This window comes from Vibrio campbellii CAIM 519 = NBRC 15631 = ATCC 25920, assembly GCF_002163755.1.
Classification (GTDB): Bacteria; Pseudomonadota; Gammaproteobacteria; order Enterobacterales; family Vibrionaceae; genus Vibrio; species Vibrio campbellii.
Map to the genome: position 1 here is coordinate 2,477,001 of NZ_CP015863.1, position 22,448 is coordinate 2,499,448.

At 46.9% G+C, this 22,448-nt stretch carries 23 protein-coding genes; 9 read left to right on the top strand and 14 right to left on the bottom strand.

Features of this window, described 5'->3' with window-relative positions; genetic code table 11:
- The first annotated feature begins 20 nt into the window (after positions 1-20).
- Positions 21-461 carry a DUF2069 domain-containing protein gene (locus A8140_RS11895; RefSeq protein WP_005432995.1) on the top strand — a complete coding sequence of 147 codons (441 nt, stop codon included), beginning with the start codon at positions 21-23 and terminating at the stop codon, positions 459-461.
- Between the two features lie 160 nt (positions 462-621).
- Here the strand turns inward: A8140_RS11895 and A8140_RS11900 are convergent, their stop codons facing one another.
- Positions 622-1,902 carry a DUF2066 domain-containing protein gene (locus A8140_RS11900; protein WP_005533968.1) on the bottom strand — a complete coding sequence of 427 codons (1,281 nt, stop codon included), beginning with the start codon at positions 1,900-1,902 and terminating at the stop codon, positions 622-624.
- Positions 1,903-2,138: 236 nt separating this feature from the next.
- On the opposite strand from A8140_RS11900, the gene A8140_RS11905 reads away from it, so the two are divergent.
- Entirely contained in the window at positions 2,139-3,392 is a 1,254-nt protein-coding gene (locus A8140_RS11905; protein ID WP_005533964.1) for a uracil-xanthine permease family protein, read from the top strand.
- Between the two features lie 134 nt (positions 3,393-3,526).
- Here the strand turns inward: A8140_RS11905 and upp are convergent, their stop codons facing one another.
- Positions 3,527-4,153, bottom strand: a complete 627-nt coding sequence (gene upp / locus A8140_RS11910) for a uracil phosphoribosyltransferase (protein ID WP_005533963.1) — start codon at positions 4,151-4,153, stop codon at positions 3,527-3,529.
- Between the two features lie 179 nt (positions 4,154-4,332).
- Here upp and purM point away from each other — a divergent pair, with 179 nt between their 5' ends.
- Both purM and purN read left to right on the top strand, forming a co-directional pair.
- Positions 4,333-5,373: a phosphoribosylformylglycinamidine cyclo-ligase gene (gene purM, locus A8140_RS11915; RefSeq protein ID WP_005533959.1), complete on the top strand. Its 1,041-nt coding sequence runs from the start codon at positions 4,333-4,335 to the stop codon at positions 5,371-5,373.
- Between the two features lie 143 nt (positions 5,374-5,516).
- Positions 5,517-6,155, top strand: a complete 639-nt coding sequence (gene purN / locus A8140_RS11920; RefSeq protein WP_005533957.1) for a phosphoribosylglycinamide formyltransferase — start codon at positions 5,517-5,519, stop codon at positions 6,153-6,155.
- A gap of 397 nt (positions 6,156-6,552) precedes the next feature.
- On the opposite strand, the gene A8140_RS11925 is transcribed toward purN, so the two are convergent.
- The gene (locus A8140_RS11925; RefSeq protein ID WP_005533955.1) at positions 6,553-7,398 is read right to left on the bottom strand and encodes a class II glutamine amidotransferase; all 846 of its coding nucleotides are present in this window, start codon (positions 7,396-7,398) and stop codon (positions 6,553-6,555) included.
- 61 nt (positions 7,399-7,459) lie between these two features.
- On the bottom strand, positions 7,460-8,035 hold the full coding sequence (gene lpcA / locus A8140_RS11930; protein WP_005436835.1) for a D-sedoheptulose 7-phosphate isomerase: 576 nt from the start codon (positions 8,033-8,035) through the stop codon (positions 7,460-7,462).
- A 358-nt stretch (positions 8,036-8,393) separates the two neighbouring features.
- Here lpcA and fadE point away from each other — a divergent pair, with 358 nt between their 5' ends.
- Positions 8,394-10,838 carry an acyl-CoA dehydrogenase FadE gene (fadE, locus tag A8140_RS11935; RefSeq protein WP_005533953.1) on the top strand — a complete coding sequence of 815 codons (2,445 nt, stop codon included), beginning with the start codon at positions 8,394-8,396 and terminating at the stop codon, positions 10,836-10,838.
- Between the two features lie 104 nt (positions 10,839-10,942).
- Here the strand turns inward: fadE and A8140_RS11940 are convergent, their stop codons facing one another.
- The 5 genes from A8140_RS11940 to dnaQ all read right to left on the bottom strand — a co-directional run bounded on the left by A8140_RS11940 (position 10,943) and on the right by dnaQ (position 14,548).
- Positions 10,943-11,206, bottom strand: a complete 264-nt coding sequence (locus tag A8140_RS11940) for a hypothetical protein (protein WP_005533950.1) — start codon at positions 11,204-11,206, stop codon at positions 10,943-10,945.
- A 260-nt stretch (positions 11,207-11,466) separates the two neighbouring features.
- The gene (locus tag A8140_RS11945; RefSeq protein ID WP_005533948.1) at positions 11,467-11,877 is read right to left on the bottom strand and encodes a GNAT family N-acetyltransferase; all 411 of its coding nucleotides are present in this window, start codon (positions 11,875-11,877) and stop codon (positions 11,467-11,469) included.
- A gap of 81 nt (positions 11,878-11,958) precedes the next feature.
- Positions 11,959-12,351 carry a DUF1353 domain-containing protein gene (locus tag A8140_RS11950; protein WP_005533946.1) on the bottom strand — a complete coding sequence of 131 codons (393 nt, stop codon included), beginning with the start codon at positions 12,349-12,351 and terminating at the stop codon, positions 11,959-11,961.
- Positions 12,352-12,565: 214 nt separating this feature from the next.
- A complete protein-coding gene (locus tag A8140_RS11955; RefSeq protein ID WP_005533943.1) occupies positions 12,566-13,816 on the bottom strand; it encodes a TIGR03503 family protein in 1,251 nt (416 codons plus the stop codon).
- 15 nt (positions 13,817-13,831) lie between these two features.
- Complete coding sequence (dnaQ, locus tag A8140_RS11960) at positions 13,832-14,548, bottom strand: DNA polymerase III subunit epsilon (protein WP_005533941.1); 717 nt, start codon at positions 14,546-14,548, stop codon at positions 13,832-13,834.
- A gap of 58 nt (positions 14,549-14,606) precedes the next feature.
- Between dnaQ and rnhA the strand changes: the two genes are divergently transcribed.
- Positions 14,607-15,071, top strand: a complete 465-nt coding sequence (gene rnhA, locus A8140_RS11965; protein ID WP_005533940.1) for a ribonuclease HI — start codon at positions 14,607-14,609, stop codon at positions 15,069-15,071.
- Here the strand turns inward: rnhA and A8140_RS11970 are convergent.
- Complete coding sequence (locus A8140_RS11970; protein WP_038862723.1) at positions 15,068-15,823, bottom strand: class I SAM-dependent methyltransferase; 756 nt, start codon at positions 15,821-15,823, stop codon at positions 15,068-15,070. The two genes, rnhA and A8140_RS11970, sit on opposite strands and share 4 nt — an antisense overlap.
- A 39-nt stretch (positions 15,824-15,862) precedes the next feature.
- Between A8140_RS11970 and gloB the strand changes: the two genes are divergently transcribed.
- From gloB to A8140_RS11985, 3 genes are all read left to right on the top strand, one after another.
- Positions 15,863-16,621: a hydroxyacylglutathione hydrolase gene (gene gloB, locus A8140_RS11975; RefSeq protein WP_005529333.1), complete on the top strand. Its 759-nt coding sequence runs from the start codon at positions 15,863-15,865 to the stop codon at positions 16,619-16,621.
- A gap of 252 nt (positions 16,622-16,873) precedes the next feature.
- A complete protein-coding gene (locus A8140_RS11980; protein WP_005529335.1) occupies positions 16,874-18,460 on the top strand; it encodes a lytic transglycosylase in 1,587 nt (528 codons plus the stop codon).
- Positions 18,457-19,143 carry a YIP1 family protein gene (locus A8140_RS11985; RefSeq protein WP_005529336.1) on the top strand — a complete coding sequence of 229 codons (687 nt, stop codon included), beginning with the start codon at positions 18,457-18,459 and terminating at the stop codon, positions 19,141-19,143. Before A8140_RS11980 ends, A8140_RS11985 begins: the two co-directional genes overlap by 4 nt.
- Before the next feature lie 30 nt (positions 19,144-19,173).
- On the opposite strand, the gene A8140_RS11990 is transcribed toward A8140_RS11985, so the two are convergent.
- From A8140_RS11990 to tilS, 4 genes are all read right to left on the bottom strand, one after another.
- The gene (locus A8140_RS11990) at positions 19,174-20,019 is read right to left on the bottom strand and encodes an endonuclease/exonuclease/phosphatase family protein (RefSeq protein WP_005529338.1); all 846 of its coding nucleotides are present in this window, start codon (positions 20,017-20,019) and stop codon (positions 19,174-19,176) included.
- Between the two features lie 112 nt (positions 20,020-20,131).
- The gene (gene glnB / locus A8140_RS11995) at positions 20,132-20,470 is read right to left on the bottom strand and encodes a nitrogen regulatory protein P-II (protein WP_005380372.1); all 339 of its coding nucleotides are present in this window, start codon (positions 20,468-20,470) and stop codon (positions 20,132-20,134) included.
- 227 nt (positions 20,471-20,697) lie between these two features.
- Entirely contained in the window at positions 20,698-21,012 is a 315-nt protein-coding gene (locus A8140_RS12000) for a c-type cytochrome (RefSeq protein WP_005529340.1), read from the bottom strand.
- A gap of 64 nt (positions 21,013-21,076) precedes the next feature.
- Positions 21,077-22,423 carry a tRNA lysidine(34) synthetase TilS gene (gene tilS / locus A8140_RS12005; RefSeq protein WP_005529342.1) on the bottom strand — a complete coding sequence of 449 codons (1,347 nt, stop codon included), beginning with the start codon at positions 22,421-22,423 and terminating at the stop codon, positions 21,077-21,079.
- Positions 22,424-22,448 lie beyond the last annotated feature (25 nt).

Here is a 22,448-nt window from a genome sequence, read left to right on the forward strand (position 1 = left end):
GCTCAAGGATAAGTAAATCGATGTCTGACATTATCGACCAACCACCTCTCAGCACACGCACCCAAACCTATCGCTACATGGCGCTATTTGGCAATTTGGCGTTATTGGCTTGGGTCGCAATTTGGCAACTAGCCCTTTCCCCTCACCCGCATCTAAGCAGCACTACGCTGGCAATTGCGTGGTGTATCCCTCTATTATTGCCGCTTCCGGGTATTCTTGCGGGCAAGCCTTACACGCACGCGTGGGCAAACTTCGTCTTAATGCTTTACTTCTTGCACGCCCTAACGATTCTGTATGTTGATGGCGGTGAGCGATGGTTAGCCGTTGTGGAGTTAGCGCTTACCTCACTTGGCTTCGTCGGCAACATATTGTTTGCACGAGCACGAGGTAAAGAATTAGGTTTGAAGCTAAAACGCTTGTCTCAAGTTGAGAAAGAAGAGAAAGCGAAATTCAATAAGTAATAAGGAATAAGTAATAAGCTCAGAGACATCCAGCTTCAGTCTCTGCATAATATTCGCCAATGTAATGTTGGAAATGTAGCTACCTTACTTAGGACGGTACTACATAAAAAAGAGTCGCACTAGGCGACTCTTTTTTTGTTCGTTTTTTATTGAACACGAGTTAAGTCAGATGATCTTCAACCACGTCTGTTTCTAGCACTGGCGCGATTTCTGATTCTTCCTCTACTGGCTCAGCTTGAGTACGCACAGGCGCCTTCCACTTATAGATCAAGTCGTATTGCACTGGTGCTGGCTGAGCGATCACAGGCTGCTCTGGCTGAGCCTGCTCGTTCGCCGTATCGAGTTCGACCACATTCGCCGTTTGACCTTCTTCTGACTCTGCTGGCAATTGTGCTGGTTGAGCAGGTTCTACCGGAAGCTGCACTGGTGTTGCTGGTTCCATACCCACCATCGGATCTTCAGTCACTTCTAACGGACGAATCGAAGACGCTTCTTGCTCAAACGCCTGCTGTGAGGCCAATAGATGAATTGTTAGCGTCACTTGGTTGCCTTGAATACGCTTGATTTCCGTACCCGCTACCGAGTTAAGCTTGGTTAGCGAATTCTCTAGCTCAAAGAAATCCATTGCTGATTCAACGTTCAGTACTTTCACATCTAGGGCTTTAGACGATTTGCTTGAAACCACCACCGCACTCTTCTTCGCGTAGTAATCAGCAATACCGCCCATCATCGCAGGAATCGCATTCGCACCTGATGCAGAACCACTGCGTGGAGACTGCTTTGATTCAGATAATTGTGCTGGTGATTGGTCGTACAGAGTCCAGCGAAGCTTATCGCCTTGAACGCGTACGATCAGTACCGCATCGACCGGGTAACGTTGGCTCGCTTGGCTAATTGGATCAACGAAGTCACCCCAAAGGTCAGACACATTCACACCCGTCACATCATCAAAATCACCCACGGGCATAGTGACTGGTAAACCACGCGCTTGTGCGGCTTCACGCAACGCAGCTGCACTTGCTGAATCTGAGTGCTCCCACGTAATCGTACGATCGTAGCCCTGCTCTTCTACCATCCACACCAAAATGTTGGCACGGTTTGGTGACCACAATGGAAGCTGAGCTTGAGTCAGCAGTGAACGGATTTGGCCGCTGTTAAACAGCATCTTCAAGCTGTTTTGACCATCAATTTGGCCGTAACCAAGTTGAGAAATATAGCGAGAACTTGAACCCACTGCTTTCTTAATTACTGGGTTGCTAAGGGAAGATTGGCTGCCAGTCGCACGCACAATCACATCTTGCATACCTTGTTGACGAGCGAGTTCTTCGCCGTCTTTTTGCTCACCGTCGATCGCCACTTCGGCACGATAGATATCCACCTGAGTTAATGCATAAACTGGCAGAGACAACCAACCTATCAATAAGAGAGCTAAATAGCGCATAGTTTTCATAATCCTCTGAACAAGAACACGCATGATAAGCAACTATCAAAACTTGAGCAAGAAGAGTACTGAGTGAATTGTCGGTATTCTGACCAAGTTAAAACCCACTATGAGAACAAACTATTCCTTTCAATTATCAATCCATCCAAAAATTTGATCTAAGTAACATTGCAATCGATTGCCGTAGTGATAATATTCCGCGGATTTGTCTGCGTATCTCTGAATAGGAAATAATTATGAAAAATGCGTTACAAGGCGCTCAGATGCTCTTTGTCGCTTTTGGTGCTCTCGTGCTGGTACCACTACTGACTGGCCTTGACCCAAACGTTGCGCTATTTGGTGCTGGTGTGGGTACCCTTCTTTTCCAACTGACTACTAAACGTTCTGTCCCAATCTTCCTTGCCTCTTCTTTTGCGTTTATTGCTCCTATTATGTTCGGTATCCAAACTTGGGGTATCGGTGCAACCATGGGTGGCTTGATGGCTGCAGGTTTGGTTTATGTGGCTCTTGGCGCAATGATCAAAGTACGCGGTGTTGGCTTCATCCATAAGATTCTGCCACCCGTTGTGGTTGGCCCAGTTATCATGGTGATTGGCCTTGGTCTGGCACCTACGGCAGTAAACATGGCAGTAGGTAAAACTGGTGACGGCGCAGTGCAGCTTATCAATGGCGATGCGGCAGTTATCATCTCAGCAGTATCACTGCTAACAACGATTGCGCTGAGCGTGTTTGCGAAAGGCTTCCTAAAGCTGGTTCCTATCGTTGGCGGTATCTTGGCAGGTTACTCTGTTTCTCTATTCTATGGCGTTGTGGATTTCACTCCGGTAGCGCAAGCGGCTTGGCTAGCAATGCCAAACTTCACCGCACCAGAGTTCAACATCAATGCGATCTTATTCATGATCCCAGTGGCTATCGCTCCAGCAGTAGAGCACGTGGGTGACATGCTAGCGATTTCAAACGTGACGGGTAAAAACTACCTGAAGAAACCAGGTCTGCACCGCACCATCGCAGGTGACGGGGTAGCAACAATTGCGGCCTCTATGGTTGGCGCGCCACCAAACACCACTTACAGCGAGGTAACCGGTGCGGTAATGCTAACGAAAGCATTCAACCCAGTGATCATGACATGGGCAGCTATTACAGCGATCGTCCTTGCTCTAGTCGGCAAGCTTGGCGCGATTCTTCAAACGATTCCAGTTCCAGTAATGGGCGGCATCATGATTCTACTGTTTGGCTCTATCGCAACCGTTGGTCTAAACACACTGATTAAGAACAAAGTTGACCTGCACAAATCACGTAACCTAGTGATCGTAGCGGTAACGCTAGTATTTGGTATCGGCGGTATGGCTTTCGGCATTGGCGAGTTCAGCCTACAAGGTGTAAGCCTATGTGGTATCGTTGCAATCATTCTTAATCTAGTGCTACCAAACGACCTTGGTGAAAACCACGTGGTAGATAATACACAGATGGAAGAAGACAACGCGAAGTAAGTATGGTGCGGCTTGATTGATTTAAGTCGCCCTTCCTGATCTCGCATCTCGTAGCTAACTTTCAAATAGCAGAGACAAAAAAGGCTTGGTTTTCACCAAGCCTTTATTTTTGAATTCAGTAAAAACAATAATGCTTATTGAGTACCGAAGATCTTGTCACCTGCATCACCAAGACCAGGAACAATGTAACCTTTGTCGTTTAGCTTCTCATCGATTGCCGCTGTGTATAGCTCAACATCTGGGTGCGCTTTTTCTAGTGCTTCGATACCTTCAGGAGCCGCTACAAGAACAAGAATCTTGATTGCCTGACAACCTTTCTCTTTTAGAAGATCGATTGTTGCGATCATAGAACCACCTGTTGCAAGCATTGGGTCAACAACTAGAGCAATACGCTCATCGATGTTAGAAGCAAGCTTGTTGAAGTATGGTACTGGCTCAAGTGTTTCTTCATCACGGTAGATACCTACAACACTGATACGTGCGCTTGGCATGTGCTCAAGAACGCCGTCCATCATACCTAGACCTGCACGCAGGATTGGCACTACTGTTACTTTCTTACCCTTGATTTGGTCAACTTCTACAGGACCATTCCAACCTTCAATGGTTACTTTCTCTGTTTCAAAGTCTGCAGTCGCTTCGTAAGTAAGTAGGCTACCGACTTCTGTCGCTAACTCACGAAAACGCTTCGTGCTGATGTCACCTTCTCGCATTAGACCGATTTTGTGTTTCACTAGAGGGTGTTTAACTTCAACAACTTTCATTTCCATCTCCGGCTTTATTGGCAATATTTAAACAAACCTTCAGATTATACATGATTTTTGCAGGGATATCAGGATAGTTCACTAAAGAAAAAAACCGACGCAAACGTTTGCTATCTGTATTTAACCACTGGTAGAATAGTGCCGTTTTCATATCCAACTTAAAAACCGAGGACTTCCCTGTGAGTGGTAACAACTCTTCTCTTAGCTATAAAGACGCTGGTGTAGATATTGATGCAGGCAACGCGCTTGTAGATCGTATTAAAGGTGCGGTTAAGCGTACTCGTCGCCCTGAAGTGATGGGTGGTATCGGCGGTTTTGGCGCATTGTGTGAATTGCCGACAAAATACAAACAACCTGTACTGGTTTCTGGTACTGATGGTGTAGGTACAAAACTTCGCCTAGCGCTGGATATGAACAAGCATGACACTATCGGCGTTGACCTAGTGGCAATGTGTGTAAACGACCTAATCGTTCAAGGTGCTGAGCCTCTATTCTTCCTAGATTACTACGCAACAGGCAAACTAGACGTAGACACAGCGGCAGACGTAGTTTCTGGTATCGCTGATGGCTGTGTTCAAGCAGGCTGTGCACTTATCGGTGGCGAAACGGCGGAAATGCCGGGCATGTACGAAGGCGAAGACTACGACGTTGCTGGCTTCTGTGTTGGCGTAGTAGAAAAAGAAGACGTAATTGACGGCACCAAAGTAGCAGCGGGCGATGCACTTATCGCGGTTGGCTCAAGCGGTCCACACTCAAACGGTTACTCTCTTATCCGTAAGATCCTAGAAGTATCTGACGCAGATAAGAACGAAGAGCTAGCAGGTCGTACTATCGGTGAACACCTACTAGAACCAACGAAGATTTACATCAAATCAGCACTTAAGATGATTGAGAAGCACGACATCCACGCGATTTCTCACATCACTGGTGGTGGTTTCTGGGAAAACATCCCACGCGTACTGCCAGAAGGCACTAAAGCCGTGATCGACGGTAACAGCTGGGAATGGCCAATCATCTTCAAATGGCTACAAGAGAAAGGCAACGTTGAAACGCACGAAATGTACCGTACGTTCAACTGTGGTGTTGGTCTAGTCGTGGCACTACCAAAAGACCAAGCGGACGCAGCAGTTGCACTTCTAAAAGAAGAAGGCGAAAACGCATGGGTAATTGGTGAAATAGCTCAAGCAGAAGCCAATGAAGAGCAAGTTGAAATCCAATAACTTGCGAATCAAGCTCAAAAAATAAAAAGAATGAGGACGCGATGTCCTCATTCTGCTATCTGGAACATCGAAAACCATTCTAATAGTAGGTAATTTAGCGGATACGCACTTCAAACCTACAATAGCAAGGCAGTCTCAACATCATGAAAAACATAGTGGTCCTCATTTCGGGTAACGGCAGTAACCTTCAAGCCATCTTGGAAGCTTGCGAAGACAGTATGCCAAATGCACAAGTCGCGGCGGTGTTCTCCAATAAAGCTGATGCTTATGGTTTAGAGCGTGCAAAACAGTTTGATGTGAATGGGCATTTTGTCGATCCAAAAGCATTCGAATCACGTGAAGACTTTGATGCTGAACTGATGAAACAAATCGATGAATACCAACCGGACGTGATTGTGCTTGCGGGTTATATGCGTATTCTCAGTGGCGCGTTTGTTTCTCACTATCTAGGTAAAATGATCAACATCCACCCTTCTCTATTGCCTAAGTATCCGGGTTTACACACCCACCAGCGCGCGATTGATGCAGGCGATAAAGAGCATGGCACTAGCGTACACTTTGTCACAGAAGAGTTAGACGGCGGCCCTGTGGTACTGCAAGCCAAAGTACCCGTATTTGAAGGTGACGATGCCGATGCACTCGCTGCACGCGTTCAGACTCAAGAGCACAAGATCTACCCAATGGTGACTAAGTGGTTAGTCGACGGGCGATTATCGATGACCGAAGGCAAAGCGTATCTCGATGGTTTTGAGCTTGGTGAACACGGCTACGCTGACGAGTAATTCTGAATACCAAATTCCAAACGCAAAAAGGCAGCGATCAGGCTGCCTTTTGTTATTTTAAATCTTATAAGCTTGGTTCAATGAAGCCGTTGTCAAACTAGAAACCAAAACTAACTGCCTACAAAGTCCCTGACACCACCTTAGCAATACAACACTCGGATAGTAGATTCTGAATCTGACTCGTTCCTCGCCGTTCAGAATGACGCTGTAGGCAAAGAAAAATCAATTTCAATTCAATCGCTTACACCATTCCAACGAGCCTTGGCGAGACTAGGAATCTACTATCAGCACGCTAAGAAGTAAGAATGCTCATCCGTACCCACCCTCGGTTTAAAACGCATAAAAATAAAGCTCGTGATTAAGCGAGCTTTATTTAGATATTCATCGTCAAAAACCATCACTCCAACGGTTCGGTCGGCGCTTGGTTACCCGGCTTCGACTCGGCAAACGGCACATCCGCTAGCGCTTCAGCGTTATTCAGCACCAATTCACCAACATGGAACAAGCCGTACTCGCCCGGCTTCATGCGATGCCATGTCTCATTCCCCGTTAACGGCTGAGTCGCAATCACAGAAACCACATCGTTTGGTGTTGTCTCTTCTTGGAAGTTGATTTCTACATCTTCATCCAACAGCGCGGCCTTACCAAATGGAGCACGACGCGTGATCCAGTAAAGATGGTTAGTACAGTAAGTCATCACAAACTCACCATCGCTGAGCAGCATGTTAAACACGCCCTTCTCTTTCAGCTTGTCGCAGCACTTTGCAACATAGATAAAGACCGCTTCCATATCCTGAGGAGGTTCAGGAAACTTATCTTCCATCTGCTTTAAGAGCCAGCAAAACGCCATTTCACTGTCCGTTTGACCCACTGGACGATGACGCCCTGTGTGCAAGTCTTGGTAATCGGTCAGTTGACCATTGTGTGCAAATGTCCAGTAACGCCCCCAAAGCTCACGCGTAAACGGATGGGTGTTTTCGAGATTCACACCACCTCGGTTAGCTTGACGAATATGGCTCACTACAGCACGACTTTTGATCGGGTAGTTTTGCACCAATTCAGCAATCTGAGAGTCACAACTTGGGTTGGGATCTTTGAAAGTACGGAACCCCTTTCCTTCATAGAAAGTGATCCCCCAGCCATCACGATGCGGGCCAGTGCGACCACCGCGCTGCATCAATCCTGTAAAACTGAAACAAATATCTGTTGGAACATTTGCGCTCATGCCGAGCAATTCACACATGGTTTAACGAACTCCTTACCTTAAAACACAACTAAGCCAGCATTTGGCTTAGTTGTAAATCTTATTCCATCTCTTTTTCTATCAACTGAATAATGATGTGAATGATCTTAATGTGCACTTCTTGAATGCGGTCTGCGTAGCCAAAGTGTGGTACGCGGATCTCGATATCAGCAAGACCAGCCATCTTACCGCCATCTTTGCCCGTTAACGCAATCGTCTTCATGCCTTTCGCTTGTGCCGCTTCAATCGCTTTTAGGATGTTGCCTGAGTTGCCAGAAGTCGACAAACCAAACAGAACGTCACCTTTGCGGCCTACTGCTTCTACGTAACGAGAGAATACGAAATCGTAACCAAAGTCGTTACTCACACAAGAAAGATGGCTTGGATCTGAAATAGCGATACCAGCGTAACCTGGACGGTTTTCACGGTAACGGCCTGTTAGCTCTTCTGCAAAGTGCATAGAGTCACAGTGAGAACCACCATTACCGCACGACAACACTTTACCATCTTGCTTGAATGAGTCAGCAATCATTTTCGCTGCCGCTTCGATTTGCGCGATGTTGTGGTCATCACTTAAAAACTTATTCAGAACTTCAGCAGCTTCGTTTAATTCACTTCTAATCAGATCTTGGTACATAAGACGTTCTCTTTATTATCTCGGCCACAGCAGTGAGGTTGAGCCTCTCGCTTAGCAAATTGTTCTGATGTGAAATTCACACCGGACAGTTCATTACTCTGAGTTTACCCACAAACGAGAATTAGTGTCGATAGCGAAGCAACAGATTTGGATTTATCACGGTAATAAACTTGTTAACTTGCTTACGAAATCATCACCCAACTCTCAACTTTAGAATTTTAACTCTACTTAGATCACTTTTTGCCCAACCTCAGAATTTACATTTATTTAATATTTTGATTACACTTACAGTACTGGTTAGACCTCTTACCAAAATACAGACGTACAACATAATTAAAGTCTGAAAAGGAAAAAACATATGGACATCTTGCTCTCAATCGTAGCGATGACAGTTGTATTAGGCATTACGCTTTACCACAGAATGTCACTCGTGAAATCCGTCAGCTTGCTAACTGCTGCCATGCTAGCACTGACAATCGCAGGCTCAGTTGGTTTTATTGGCTGGGCACTTTACGTTCTTGCCGTTGCAGTGTTCGCGGTTTCTGGCATTCGCCAATCCCTCATTAGCCGCAAAGCACTGGTGATGTTTAAGAAAGTCCTGCCTGCTATGTCTCAAACCGAGAAAGAAGCATTGGACGCAGGTACAGTGTGGTGGGAAGCCGAGCTATTCAAAGGCAAACCTGAATGGCAAAAACTTCACGCAATTAAAGCGCCTAAGCTGAGCAAAGAAGAGCAAGCCTTCCTAGATGGCCCAGTAAACGAAGTGTGTGCCATGGTGAGTGATTTCCAAGTAACACACGAATTGGCCGATCTACCACCAGAAGTATGGCAATACCTGAAAGACAACAAATTCTTCGCTATGATCATCAAGAAGAAATACGGTGGCCTAGAATTCTCAGCGTACGCGCAATCTTTAGTACTGCAAAAACTGACTGGTGTCTCTGGCGTACTGTCGTCAACCGTTGGTGTACCTAACTCATTAGGCCCAGGTGAGCTACTGCAACACTACGGTACTGAAGAACAAAAAGATTACTACCTTCCTCGCCTAGCAGAAGGTAAAGAGATCCCATGTTTCGCACTGACTAGCCCAGAAGCAGGTTCAGATGCGGGTTCTATTCCAGATTACGGCGTGGTGTGTAAAGGCGAATGGCAAGGTGAAGAAGCCCTTGGTATGCGTCTTACTTGGAACAAGCGTTACATCACTCTAGCACCTGTCGCAACGGTTCTTGGTCTTGCATTCAAACTGCGCGACCCAGAAGGCCTGCTTGGCGATCAAGAAGATCTTGGTATCACTTGTGCTCTGATCCCAACTGACCTTAAAGGCGTTGAGATTGGCAACCGTCACTTCCCGCTTAACGTACCATTCCAAAATGGTCCAACTCGCGGTAAAGACATCTTCGTACCGATGGACTTCATCATCGGTGGTGAAAAAATGGCAGGCCAAGGCTGGCGTATGCTGGTAGAGTGTCTATCGGTTGGTCGTGGTATCACGCTACCTTCAAACTCAACAGGCGGCATCAAAACAGCGGCTATGGCAACAGGCGCTTACTCACGCATTCGTCGTCAGTTCAAACAACCTATCGGCCACATGGAAGGTGTGGAAGAGCCATTAGCACGTCTAGGTGGTAACGCCTACGTAATGGATGCAGCGAGCAACTTAACCGTGGCAGGTATCGACCTAGGTGAAAAACCTTCGGTTATCTCGGCTATCGTGAAGTACCACTGTACGCACCGTGGTCAACAGAGCATCATTGACGCGATGGACATCGTAGGCGGTAAAGGTATCTGTATGGGTCCTTCTAACTTCCTAGCACGTGGTTACCAAGGTGCACCAATTGCGGTAACGGTAGAAGGTGCGAACATCCTAACTCGTTCAATGATCATCTTCGGTCAGGGCGCGATTCGTTGTCACCCTTACGTTCTTGAAGAGATGAACGCAGCATATTCTGACGCTGGCGATGCGGTTGAGAAGTTCGACAAAGCGTTAGCGGGTCACGTGAGCTTCACCATGAGTAACCTCGTTCGCAGCATCTGGTTTGGTCTAAGTGATGGTCTCGGTTCAACGTCGCCAACCAAAGACGCAACCAAGCGTTACTACCAACAATTGAACCGTTACAGCGCAAACCTTGCTCTGTTATCGGATATCTCGATGGCGGTACTGGGTGGTTCGTTGAAACGTAAAGAGCGTTTGTCAGCACGTCTTGGCGACATTCTAAGCCAACTATACCTTGGCTCTGCTACGCTAAAACGCTTTGAGCAAGATGGTCGTCCTGTTGAAGATTTGCCACTCGTGCATTGGGGCTTGCAAGACAGCTTGAAGCAAACTGAGGCGGCGATTGATGAGTTCCTGGCGAACTTCCCGAACAAAGTGATTGGTCGTGCACTGCGCGTGTTAATCATGCCATTCGGTCGTGTACGCAAAGCGCCAAGTGATAAGCTAGACAGCAAAGTCGCTCGTATTCTACAAACGCCAAGTGCAACACGTTCACGTATTGGTCGAGGTCAGTACCTAGAGCCAACAGAACACAACGCAGCAGGTAAGATTGAGTTGGCACTGTCTGTGATTCTTCAAGCTGAGCCTGTGTTTGACAAAGTATGTAAAGCGCAAGGTAAACGCCGTCCATTCCTACGTTTGGATACGATTGCCCAAGAAGGTCTAGAGCAAGGCGTGATCACGCAAGAAGAAGCGGAGCTGTTAAGAGAAGCTGAGCAGCATCGTCTAGATACTATTAACGTGGATGACTTTGAACCGGAGCTATTGGCCGCAAAGCCGCTTTACCCTCAGATGGAAAACGTCGCTTGAGTGAATGATCGCTTAAACGATAAGTAGGAAAGCAAACGGGAGCCGAGGCTCCCGTTTTTTATTGAATCTCTGCTAAGCACAACACGGTGTTAGCAAAGAAGCGTTTAATGTTCGTTATTGTCTTCAACGATAAACGACTGTTCAATTCTGCGCAGTTCTTCCTGCTCTTTCAGCTTAAGTTCTTCTTGAAGCGTCGCTTTACGTTCGTTCAAAGCTTTCTTCTCTGACTTGGTCAGGAACTTCACAGCCTTTTTGTTCGCTAATGCGTACGCAACGACATCTTCACCTTTTTCACGGCGTTCATTCACGCGTTGCGAGAAACGTTCGTTGTCACGTGCTTTACGTTCAGCTGAAGTTAATTTGCTCATTTTTGTGCCTTTAATAAGAATACAGCAGCCTAATTGCTGCCCTCAGGTAAACAAATGAGAAGTCATGCATATAGCTGATGGCGTGAGTCTAGCATAGATATGCAAAGGAACAGCGAAGTGATTGAGTGTGCGTACTAGAACCTACTGCCGAGTACTCTGTAGAGGGTGAAGAAACAAACGCCCCAGCGCGCTGACAATAGATTCTTAGTCTCGCTGGAGCTCGCTAGAATGACGGTTTATTTTTAGGCATCGCGCGGCTTCTATTCGTGTGGCTTAAACTTCTTTGTCATACCCTGACTTTTTGGTGCCACTAAGCGGTATCCAAGTTTTTCATAGAAGACTGGCTCATCCGCAATCATAGAAACATAAGAGCCTTCTAGCGCTGCTGACGACAGGTAGCCATCTATGTATTCCATCACTTTCCTTCCTAAGCCTTTTCCTTGATAGCTAGGATCGACCGCGACATCCACAATTTCAAAGTTACATGCGCCATCACCAACCACTCTACCCATCGCGATCAACAATTTGTCGTCTCGGATAGATACACCATAAAGCGAGTTTGGCAACCCAATCTCTGCGGCTTTTAAAGATTTTGGGGATAAGCCTGCTTTTACACGCATCTCACAATATTCTTGTGGGCTTGGAACATGTTCTTCGTATCTTAATGTCATTATGTACTACTCCTTTCGAAACACTCGAAGCATACAAAACAATACTGTATAAATAAACAGATAACTTATAAAAAACACGTGTCAGGCAGATAAAAGATCCGACTTGGAAAAACATCCGCCAAACACTCTGACTCCGTAATAGATGTACGTCGCTCTAAAATTCGACATACCATGTTCAAGACATATTTGACGCAGAAGCCTATCCGCTTGCTCTCGACTGCTTTGCGGCAATACTTCCTCCCTCATGAGCTGATACAACGCATCATGCACCAGAGAAGCCTTAAGGATGTTTTTAGTATCAATCGCTGGCCCACTCGCCCCATCCCATGAATAGCCTTTCTTAATCGTCAACAAACCTTGCTCAGATAGACTCAGAAACGGGCTATCGAAAGGCTGCGCGAGGGTGATACCGGTTTCAATCTGTTCTTCGGAATGAAGGTTGTATTTGTATGCCTGACGTTTTTTGTACTTCATCAGAGACCTCCTAGTCACCTAGCTTCTTTGAGATTTGGAGCTTAAAGCTTTCACACACTCAAATCAGCTTTAACCCACTTAGTGAATATCACGAATGATTTTGCAAATCGAACCGATATTCATAACCTTCGCCAAGAGTGTCACAAAATTAGATGCGCCATAAAAAAGTAAAACGGAGCCAATCGGCTCCGTTCCATATATAAATTCTTGCGCCCTACTTCTTAGGCACTTCCAGCTGCATCTCTGGCATGGCTTGGCGTTTAGCTTTGAGCTTGCTCCAGATGATCCAAAATAGAATCACTAGAATCAATGCAATCACGTTGCCAATGGCGATGATGATCATGCTGCGCTTACGCTCGGCTTCGCGCTCGGCGATGATGCTTTTTTCCATTTCGATGCGGCGTTGCTCGGCGACCTCAGCTTCTTTCGCTAAACGCGCAGCTTCAAGATCCACTCCATCGACGACGCTGAATGACTGCTCTTTGATTGGGAAGACTAATGGGCGCTTAGTTGCTAGGTCTGTGGCAAAGACTTCACCATGCCATGAGTACTTACCTAACTCTGGATCGTTATCCATTTCAAGCGTGGTTTTGGTACCGTCAGCAGACACTTGACCTTGGCTATAGCTGATAAAGCCGTCTGGCGCTTCTTGCTCTACATTCACCGCAATCGAGCCCGGAGTAATCATACCTTGCTCACCACTAACCACCAGCTGGTGTGGTTGGTCTGCATGACGTGATTGAATAAAGGTGCGCGTGAATGGCGATGGGTAAACCAGTACCACTTGTTCCTGTGCTCGCAAAAATACGCCGTTGCCAGAGGTAATGCGCGCGCGGTATTTGCCCGGCTCAACGTCAATCGGCAATTGAACAGTGAAGACACCATCGCCTGCTTTTTCATCCAAACCGCGGCCATCATCGGCAAACTCACCAATCACCATAGGTACTGGGCGAGCTTCTTTGATCAGTTCGTCCTCATTCTCCACAAACTTAGTGAAGGTGACGCGCAAATTGACGCGGTCTAGGAAATCTCTCAATACCAGCGGTTTATCGTCTGAGGTTAAACGCGCGGTGAACTTGAGTGCTTCGTTGTGGTAAAGGCGATTCGGGAACACATCGGTGCTGAGCTTTAAGTGCGAGATCAGACGAATGTTGTTTTTCGGGGTGACTTTTCCGACAGCCTGCCAAGGGCCCGCCATAGGCTTGTCTACAGAGATAATGTCGAGGGAAGGTTCTTGATACCAACGCACGTTGTCGTAAGTACCCCATGCGTAATATTTTTTACCATCAGGGCGGACAAGGACGACAGGTTGAGAACTTTGTTCACGATAAACCAGAAAGGTGATTTGCTCGATGGTCGGGTCGACACGAAAGCGGTTATCTAACAAAGACATGGCGGACTCGCTCGCGGAAAACGCGAAACAACTCCAGAACGCTAAAATAGCGACTGACAAAGCCCTCAACATAGTCTCTCCTATTTACTACCAAATACTGTCGTTCACCAGTTCGAGTCTTTTCTGGTGTGCTTCTACTTCATCGGCAGTTGCACGCAAAACCTTTAGCGCTTTTCTTCCTTCAACACGACGAATGCCTTCGCCTTCGCCGTCTTTTTTATTGGCATTAAATTCTAGGCTTGTTTGACCACCCGTCATTAGGAGGTAAACGTCGGCTAGAATCTCCGCATCGAGCAATGCCCCGTGGAGAGTACGATGTGAGTTATCAATGCCATAGCGTTCACACAATACGTCGAGGTTGTTTCGCTTGCCCGGGAAGATTTTCTTCGCCATGGCAAGGGTATCGGTCACCTTACAGTAATCATCCGTCTTACCGATGCCTGGATTGAGCATTTCAAACTCGTAATCCATGAAGCCGGTATCGAAGGGCGCGTTGTGGGCAACCAGCTCGGCGCCTTTAATGAAGTCTAGAAACTCTTGGTGTACGGCAGAGTATTCTGGCTTATCGACCAAGAATTCATCCGTAATACCGTGGACTCCAATCGCGTCTGGTTGGATTTCACGGTCAGGCTTTAAGTAAACGTGAAAGTGACGACCAGTCAGCTTACGGTTGATGATCTCCACGGCACCAATTTCGATGATGCGGTGACCCATGTAGTGCGGGCCGCCTTCTAGGTTCATACCCGTGGTTTCGGTATCGAGAACGACAATACGATTATGTTCAGAATTGCTGCTGGTATTCATAAGGTTATGTGTGTCAGACTATGCTTTATTAAATGTTTCGGCTAATAGTACCAAAAATATGACCAAACACGTTGAGATTTTCACTGACGGATCTTGTTTAGGCAATCCGGGCCCGGGTGGTTACGGCATTGTGCTGCGTTACAAGCAAACGGAAAAGACCCTAGCGAAAGGCTACACGCTGACGACCAATAACCGCATGGAAATGTTGGCTGCAGTGGTGGCATTGCAAACGCTAAAAGAGCCATGCCAAGTGACGTTAACAACGGATAGCCAGTACGTACGCCAAGGCATTACGCAGTGGATTCATAACTGGAAAAAACGTGGCTGGAAAACGGCAGATAAAAAGCCAGTGAAAAATGCCGATTTATGGCAAGCATTGGATAAAGAAACCGCTCGCCATAAAGTAGATTGGCATTGGGTTAAGGGCCACGCAGGCCATCGTGAGAATGAAATCTGTGATGAGCTAGCACGCACAGCCGCGGAAAACCCAACCGAAGAAGATACGGGCTACCAAGCATCTTAGTTTTTACTGCTTGAGACCTTTTTCACCGCACTGCCCTCTCTGTTCATCACACCCAGTGGTGTTAACTTTCTCTTCAAGCGCCAATGTGGCTTGATAGGTTTGAGAGGGTACGTTCGTTTACGAGCCACGATATAGTACAAACTCCCTGCCGGTGATGTCCAATCGCCTAAGCTATTTTCTAGCCACGTCCACATAGTTTTGTAACGCGTCATAGGAAACAATGCGTAACGATCGCAGTGAATCACTTGGTAGTTCAATATCCCTAACCAGTCTTTAATCCGGTTCACCGTGAACATGCGCCCACTCCAAGGCAAATTGTTTCTGCGCCAAGGTAATAAACTTGCTAAGCCAGTGAAACTAATCGGGTTAAAGCCCGTAATAATAAGATAACCATCATCCATCATGACGCGATCAACTTCGCGCAGCAGCCGATGGGGATCACTTGCATAGTCAAGCTGATGAGCAAGCACGACAACATCAAAGCTTTTTTCTAAAAAGGGTAATTCGTAACCATCTGCGATGACATTATGCAACGGGTTCTGGATATCTACGTTGACTTGGTGTTGAATGTTACAATTACAGCTGGTTAGCTCACAGCTCAAGCCGCCCAATTTCAGCATGTGGTAACCGAACAACTTCGGACACCATTCATCGAGTCGGGTTTGGATTGACTCAAGTACCCACGGCCCATTGTTCATCTCTGACCAAGTTGACGGGTGCTGTAAAGTTTTGTTGCTGAGTGCTGGTTTCATTAACCACCTGACTATTAAAAGGGTGACGGAGAACGAATCGTGTTAGAGATCAAAAGCATACCCGCATTTAATGATAATTACATCTGGCTGATACAAAATAGCGACAAGCGTTGTGCCGTGGTCGATCCGGGCGATGCTAAGCCAGTGTTAGAATATTTGCAGGCTAACGAGTTAACTTTAGAAGCGATCTTAATTACACACCACCACAACGATCACATTGGCGGCGTTTCAGATTTAGTTCGTGCTTTTCCTCATGTTTCTGTCGTAGGTCCGAAAGCAGAACCGATCCCAACATTAACTAATGCCATGGAAGAAGGCGACAAACTTGAGCTTTTCGGTGAAATTTTCATGGTGCTCGGTTTACCAGGTCACACACTGGGCCACATTGGCTATGTAGGCGACGGTAAATTGTTCTGTGGCGACGTACTGTTCTCGGCTGGCTGCGGCCGTATTTTTGAAGGCACACCAGAGCAGATGTTCGAGTCACTGAGCAAAATCATGAAGCTGCCTGAAGAGACGGAAGTGTTCTGTGCACATGAATACACCGCAAGTAACGTAGCCTTTGCCCTAGCGGTTGAGCCCGACAATGAGCACTTGCGCCAGTACCGTGACGATGTAAACCGCCTGCGCGGATTAAACATTCCAACCATTCCTACCACACTACGCAAAGAAAAGTTAATCAACCCATTCTTGCGTGCAACCAACGCAGAAGTGATTCAATCTGTCACGAACCGTATTGAAAATAGCGATCCGTGCTCGGTTTTTACAGCTCTACGCGAGTGGAAGAACGATTTTTAACCAATTTCTGCTTGTAAACTTACACGACGCAAGTATTATCGTGGGCTGATTTTCATAGAAGCGCCTCTGGCGCTTCTATTGCGTTTGGGGCTGATATAAATCTGTTTGAATTTCACCCAAACGCATAAAGTAGCGGCAAACCCGCCTCTACCCTTAGTTAGTGTTACAAGATGTCTATTATCTTGCGACTGCCACGCACATTGTTGCGCGACAGGCAGGAGAAGATAAACAGGCCCTAGATAGGCTGAATCCATGCGTTTAAAGTACAGTTGGGCGTTGGCGTTACTACTTTCTGGCTGTCAATTGACACAGTCAGATTCAACAAACACTCCAACACCAGAAACCAATAAGTCCGAGCAAGCGGAAAAACAAGACGCGGCTCAAGCGGACTCCAAGAAAAAGCTATCGATAGCAAAGAAACCTGCTAAAGAGACGCCGAAAACCCTTTCTCCTCAGGAACAAGAAGATGTATGGCGTCGTATCGGCATGCAGCTTGAGATGGACATCCCAGACAACAAGAAAGTGGCTTACTACCGTAAATGGTATCTGAAGCACCCTAACCACCTGCGCACCGTTTCTGAGCGTGCACAGCCGTTTTTGTACATGATTACAAAACGCATTGAAGAACGTGGGCTTCCAATGGAATTGGTGCTTCTACCTATCGTAGAGAGTTCATTTGACCCATTCGCGTACTCACACGGCAGTGCGGCAGGTCTTTGGCAGTTCGTTCCTGGTACCGGCAAGATGATGGGCCTAGAGCAAAACTACTGGTACGACGGTCGTCGTGATGTGTACGCAGCGACAGATGCTGCTCTTGATTACCTAGAGCAACAAAGCGAGCGCTTTGACGGTAACTGGGATCAAGCGATTGCCGCTTACAACAGTGGTGGCGGTCGTGTATCAAGCGCGATTCGTAAGAACAAAAAGCTAGGTAAACCTACAGACTTCTTCTCTTTGGACCTTCCAAAAGAGACCAGCAGTTACGTTCCTAAGCTACTTGCGCTTGCAGACATCATTGCGAACCAAGACAAATACGGCATCGACATTCCACCAATCCCGAACAAACCGGTTCTGGTTCAGGTTGATCCAAAAGAACAATTGGACCTAGCGATTGCTGCCGATTACGCAGACATTGGTGTCAAAGAGCTGCAAAGTTACAACCCGGCTTACAACCAATGGTCTACGGCACCTGACGGCCCGCACCAGCTTCTTATTCCTATCGAGAAAAAGGATCAGTTCCTTGCTCAGGTGAAAAAGAACCGTGGTAAAGGCATGAAGGTCGCACGCTACAAAGTGAAGCGTGGTGACTCGCTCAGCGTATTGGCTCAGAAGTACGGTACGACAACCAAAGTTATCCAACGTGCTAACGGCCTAACCAACAACAACATTCGCGTTGGTCAGTACCTAATGATCCCAACGTCAACTAAAGACGATGCTAAGTACGCACTTACTGCGGAAAATCGCCTAAACAAAACGCAATCTAAATCTCGCGGTCAATTCAAACTGACTCACGTTGTCCAATCTGGTGAGAGCTTGTGGTCTATCGCAAAAGAGAACAAGGTTTCTCATAAGTCTCTGGCGAAATGGAACGGCATGGGACCAAAAGACACCTTGCGCATTGGCCAAAAGCTGGTGATTTGGAAGAACTCAGACAAGGGCGCCGTCATTCGCACCGTTTTCTATAACGTGCGTTCTGGCGATACCATCAGTGGCATTGCGAGTAAGTTTAAGGTGAAGAGCAACGACATCGTGAAATGGAATTCTCTTCAAAAGCAGAAGTACCTGAAACCAGGTCAGAAGCTTAAGTTGTATGTTGACGTAACTAAGGTAAGTGTATGAACCCATCGAGTAACCCGCTTGTAATGTTGTTGGATATTTTCCGTTCTCCAACATCGTGCTTCCTAGCGCTGTATCAGCGTGGAGGCTGGGGGTGGCAACCGTTCATCTTTTTGATGCTCAGCCCATTCCTATTCTGGGGTGCCTATTTCTCGAATGTGGATTTCACTTGGCTAAGTGAACAATTAACGGCTCAATTCCAACAGGTCGATCCTAAGCAGATTGAACTGTTGGAACCAAACACGCTGATGGCAAGTGCGATCATCAATGATGTGTTTAACCGCTTTGCGACTCTGCTGCTTTTGGCGTTGTGGTTCTTCCTAGCGACTAAAGCAAGCAAACAACAATACGGCTACTGGAAATGGTTTGCGGCGGCTTCTACAATCCTGTTCCCTGCGGTTTTAGGCGACATCGCAAGCTATGCGAGCCTGTTACTGAAACACGGTCAGGTAATGACGTACGCGGCGGATTTAAACAGCCTAAATGGTTTGTTGAAACTGCCTTTGACCAACGAGTGGTCGCACTTTGCTAGCTCACTGCCGTTACTGCTGCCTTGGTACATTGTATTGGGCTATGGTGTGGTTCTGACTTGGACAGAGTTCGAACGCGGACAGGCTCTTGTGATTTCGAGCCTACCTTGGATTGCGTTCTACTTAATTTGGGCGTTGTACATCGTTATTGCTTAAGTTACTCAAGCGAGGATAAAACCATCCTCGCTAGTCGTTAAGCGTAAACGACACCAATAATGGATTATGATCGGAAGCGTCGCTCTGCGGCGCTTTTGCGTTTTTGAGGGTCAAACCTCGATAAAATACGTGATCGAGTGGCAAGCCGGTAATAAATTGAGTGCGGTTGTCTTGGCTAAACGCCACTTCCTGCAAATTGGCTTTTTGCAGTGCTTTCTTCATCGCCGTTAAGCGTTCTTCGCTCCAGCTATTAAAATCCCCTGCAAACAGAATCGGGCCTTTATGCTCCTTCAGCACCTTCTCTAATACAGACAACTGTGACGTGTATTCCTCGGTGCCCACGGTAAAGTTGATCGCATGAATGTTCACCACCGCCAAGGTTTCACCGTTACTGAGCTGATACTTACTGTACAGCGCGGATTTAGGCAAACGCAGCCACGGTTCTTTAGACGTATACGCGCAAGCTCGAATGGGTTCTTTCTGCGCAATGCTGATCACCCCCGCCCCACTGCCAAGCGCTTTGAACGCACTGACTTGGTTACTGACCCAGTGCCCATCCACTAGCCAGTTTTTGAATTCATCGGTTAAGCTTGCTTCTTGTAGTAAAAGCAGTTGTTTATTGGCAGAGAATGAATCGAGTGCTTGCTGCCAGTTGTCTCGGTTTTGTTTGTAGATGTTCCACACCAAGACATTTAACTCACCATCCTTGTCGAGCACCTGTGGCTGTTTAAACTCCATACAGCGAATATCTTGAATAATGTTCGTTCCTGTTTGAGTAATGATTTGTGGTTGCTCTGGCACCGTGAAGATCACCTGAAAGCTGACAAATCCGGCGATAATAAGAAAAACTAACGCAAAAGCTAAACGCTGATACATAGGCCTACCTAACGACAAAAATGGCACGCATAAAATGCGCATAATAAAAAAGGAGCCATTTGCGGCTCCCTTTTAGCTTACTCAAATTTTCACCACATAATGAAGTGAAATCTTAAATCGCGTCTTCGTCTTCTTCGCCAGTACGGATACGTACTACGCGCTCGATATCCGTAACAAAGATCTTACCGTCACCAATCTTACCGGTTTGTGCCGTTTCAATGATGGTTTCAACACACTTGTCTGCAACGTCTTCCGTCACTACAATTTCTAGCTTCACTTTAGGCAGGAAATCCACCATGTACTCTGCACCACGGTACAATTCTGTGTGACCTTTCTGACGACCGAAGCCTTTCACTTCAGAGACTGTCATCCCTGTAATGCCTACTTCAGCCAACGCTTCTCGAACATCATCCAATTTGAATGGCTTGATAATCGCTTCAATCTTTTTCATGTTCATCCCTTAAGCTTCAATCGTTTGCGCATATTATCGGTTAGCACCTCACAACATTCAATCCTTGTTATCATCAAGCACCTGAAAATCCTGACACTGGTGGAATTTATTTGCGGATGAATGTAACAAAGTGGCGAAGTCAGCAATCCCACGTGCACCAAACGAAAAAGCCAGAGCGTTTGGCTCTGGCTTAATTTGAATCTTTATCTGGCTTGTACCCGAGCTTATTACTTCAAGCTTGCGTAGTACGCTGCCAAGTTTGCGATATCGTCGTCAGACAACAGATTTGCTTGTGCTTGCATCACTGGCGCTAGACCGCCCGTGCGTTGGCCCGCTTTGTAAGCCTTGATTGAACTAGCGATGTATTGCTCGTTTTGCCCTTTCAGGTTTGGGTAACCAGGAATCACCGCGATACCATCCGCGCCATGACAAGCACCACACACGCCTGCTTTTGCTTGACCTGCTGCAACATCACCTGCCGCCAGAGCTTGCCCACTTAACATGGTTAGCGCCACCATTGCGCCCATGATTGTTTTCTTCATTGCTTCACCTAATGGATTCTTATTTAAGGATTTTTATATTTTATAATCGACATTGTTGCATGAATTACAACGACTTGCGCCAGATAAGTTCACAATCTTGACCACTGAAGGCTTGATCAACAAACAAATCGCCGACCGCCACCACCTGATCTTGGTACATCAGAATCGGTATTTGGCGACGCAGCCAACTCGGCACATTGTACTCTTGGAATAATTTCTTCAGCTTACGGCTATGGTTACGCGTGGTTGGGTGCGCAGAGAGCCCTTCTGGATTAAACGTCACTCGTAATAGCTCAGGATGAGGCGGCAAGGCAATATTGGCTTGTTCTGAGCGGGTACTCAAGGTGAGCTCTCCCAACTGCTCGGGCAACAGCAAAGCAGCATCGGTTTGAATGGCACTTTGCCAAGTCGTGACATCAACCGTTTCGGTTACCCAATACAGGCGATTTTGAAAACGGCGAACTTCACCCTGCTTAAGCTGAAGCTTTGGATTGGCATCTTGCTGCGCCAGCGCGACCTCATTCCAAATCAAATTGAGCTGAACTTGCGTTGGCATATTGGCATTTAGCTTAGCCAGCCACATACGAACCAATCGCGCACGAGCCAATTCACTGTGCGTCGCTAACTCTTCAATACTCAGACTCAAATCACTTTGTAGTGCGCGTTCAAACACTGCGCTAAGCAACTCGTCCAGCAAAGCTTCTTGCTGCGCGCACAAACTCGCACTGCGCTGCACCGCTTGATGGATGCTCGGCCAACGTTCAGAAAGTTCTGGCGTAATACGATGACGGAGGAAATTACGATCGTAACGCGTATCTTGATTACTTTCGTCTTCTACCCAATCTAGCCCTTGCTCCTTCGCTACGGCCTCAATCTGCTCGCGCTTGATAGCTAATAGCGGACGGACCAAAGTGCCACCAGCAAACGGCATGCTTTCTGCCATTGAAGATAGACCTTTCGGGCCGCTGCCGCGCTTCAACGCTAACAAGAAGGTTTCCACCTGGTCATCGGCATGTTGACCTGTCAGCAATAAATCACCGGACTGGATGTGCTTCGCCAACGCCTGATAACGCGCTTCTCGAGCCAACAGCTCGATACTTTCGCCGCTGTTAGTGTCTAGACTCACCCGCTCAACAGAACAGGTAATTCCCGCTTGCTCAGCCCACACTAAACATTTACCCGCCCATTCGTCCGCGTTGGAGCTTAAACCATGATGCACGTATACGGCGTGACACTTGAATGAGTGAGAATCTGTTGATTGATTGTCTACCGAATACGCTTTCTGATAACGACTAAGCAGTTCGAGTAACAAGCGCGAATCTACCCCACCACTAAACGCCAAGACAATATTGGTGCCTGATTGGTAATAACGCTCAAGAACTTGAGCAAATTGCGAGTAAAGCGATTCCATAAATCATCCGATAGAAACAAAAAAG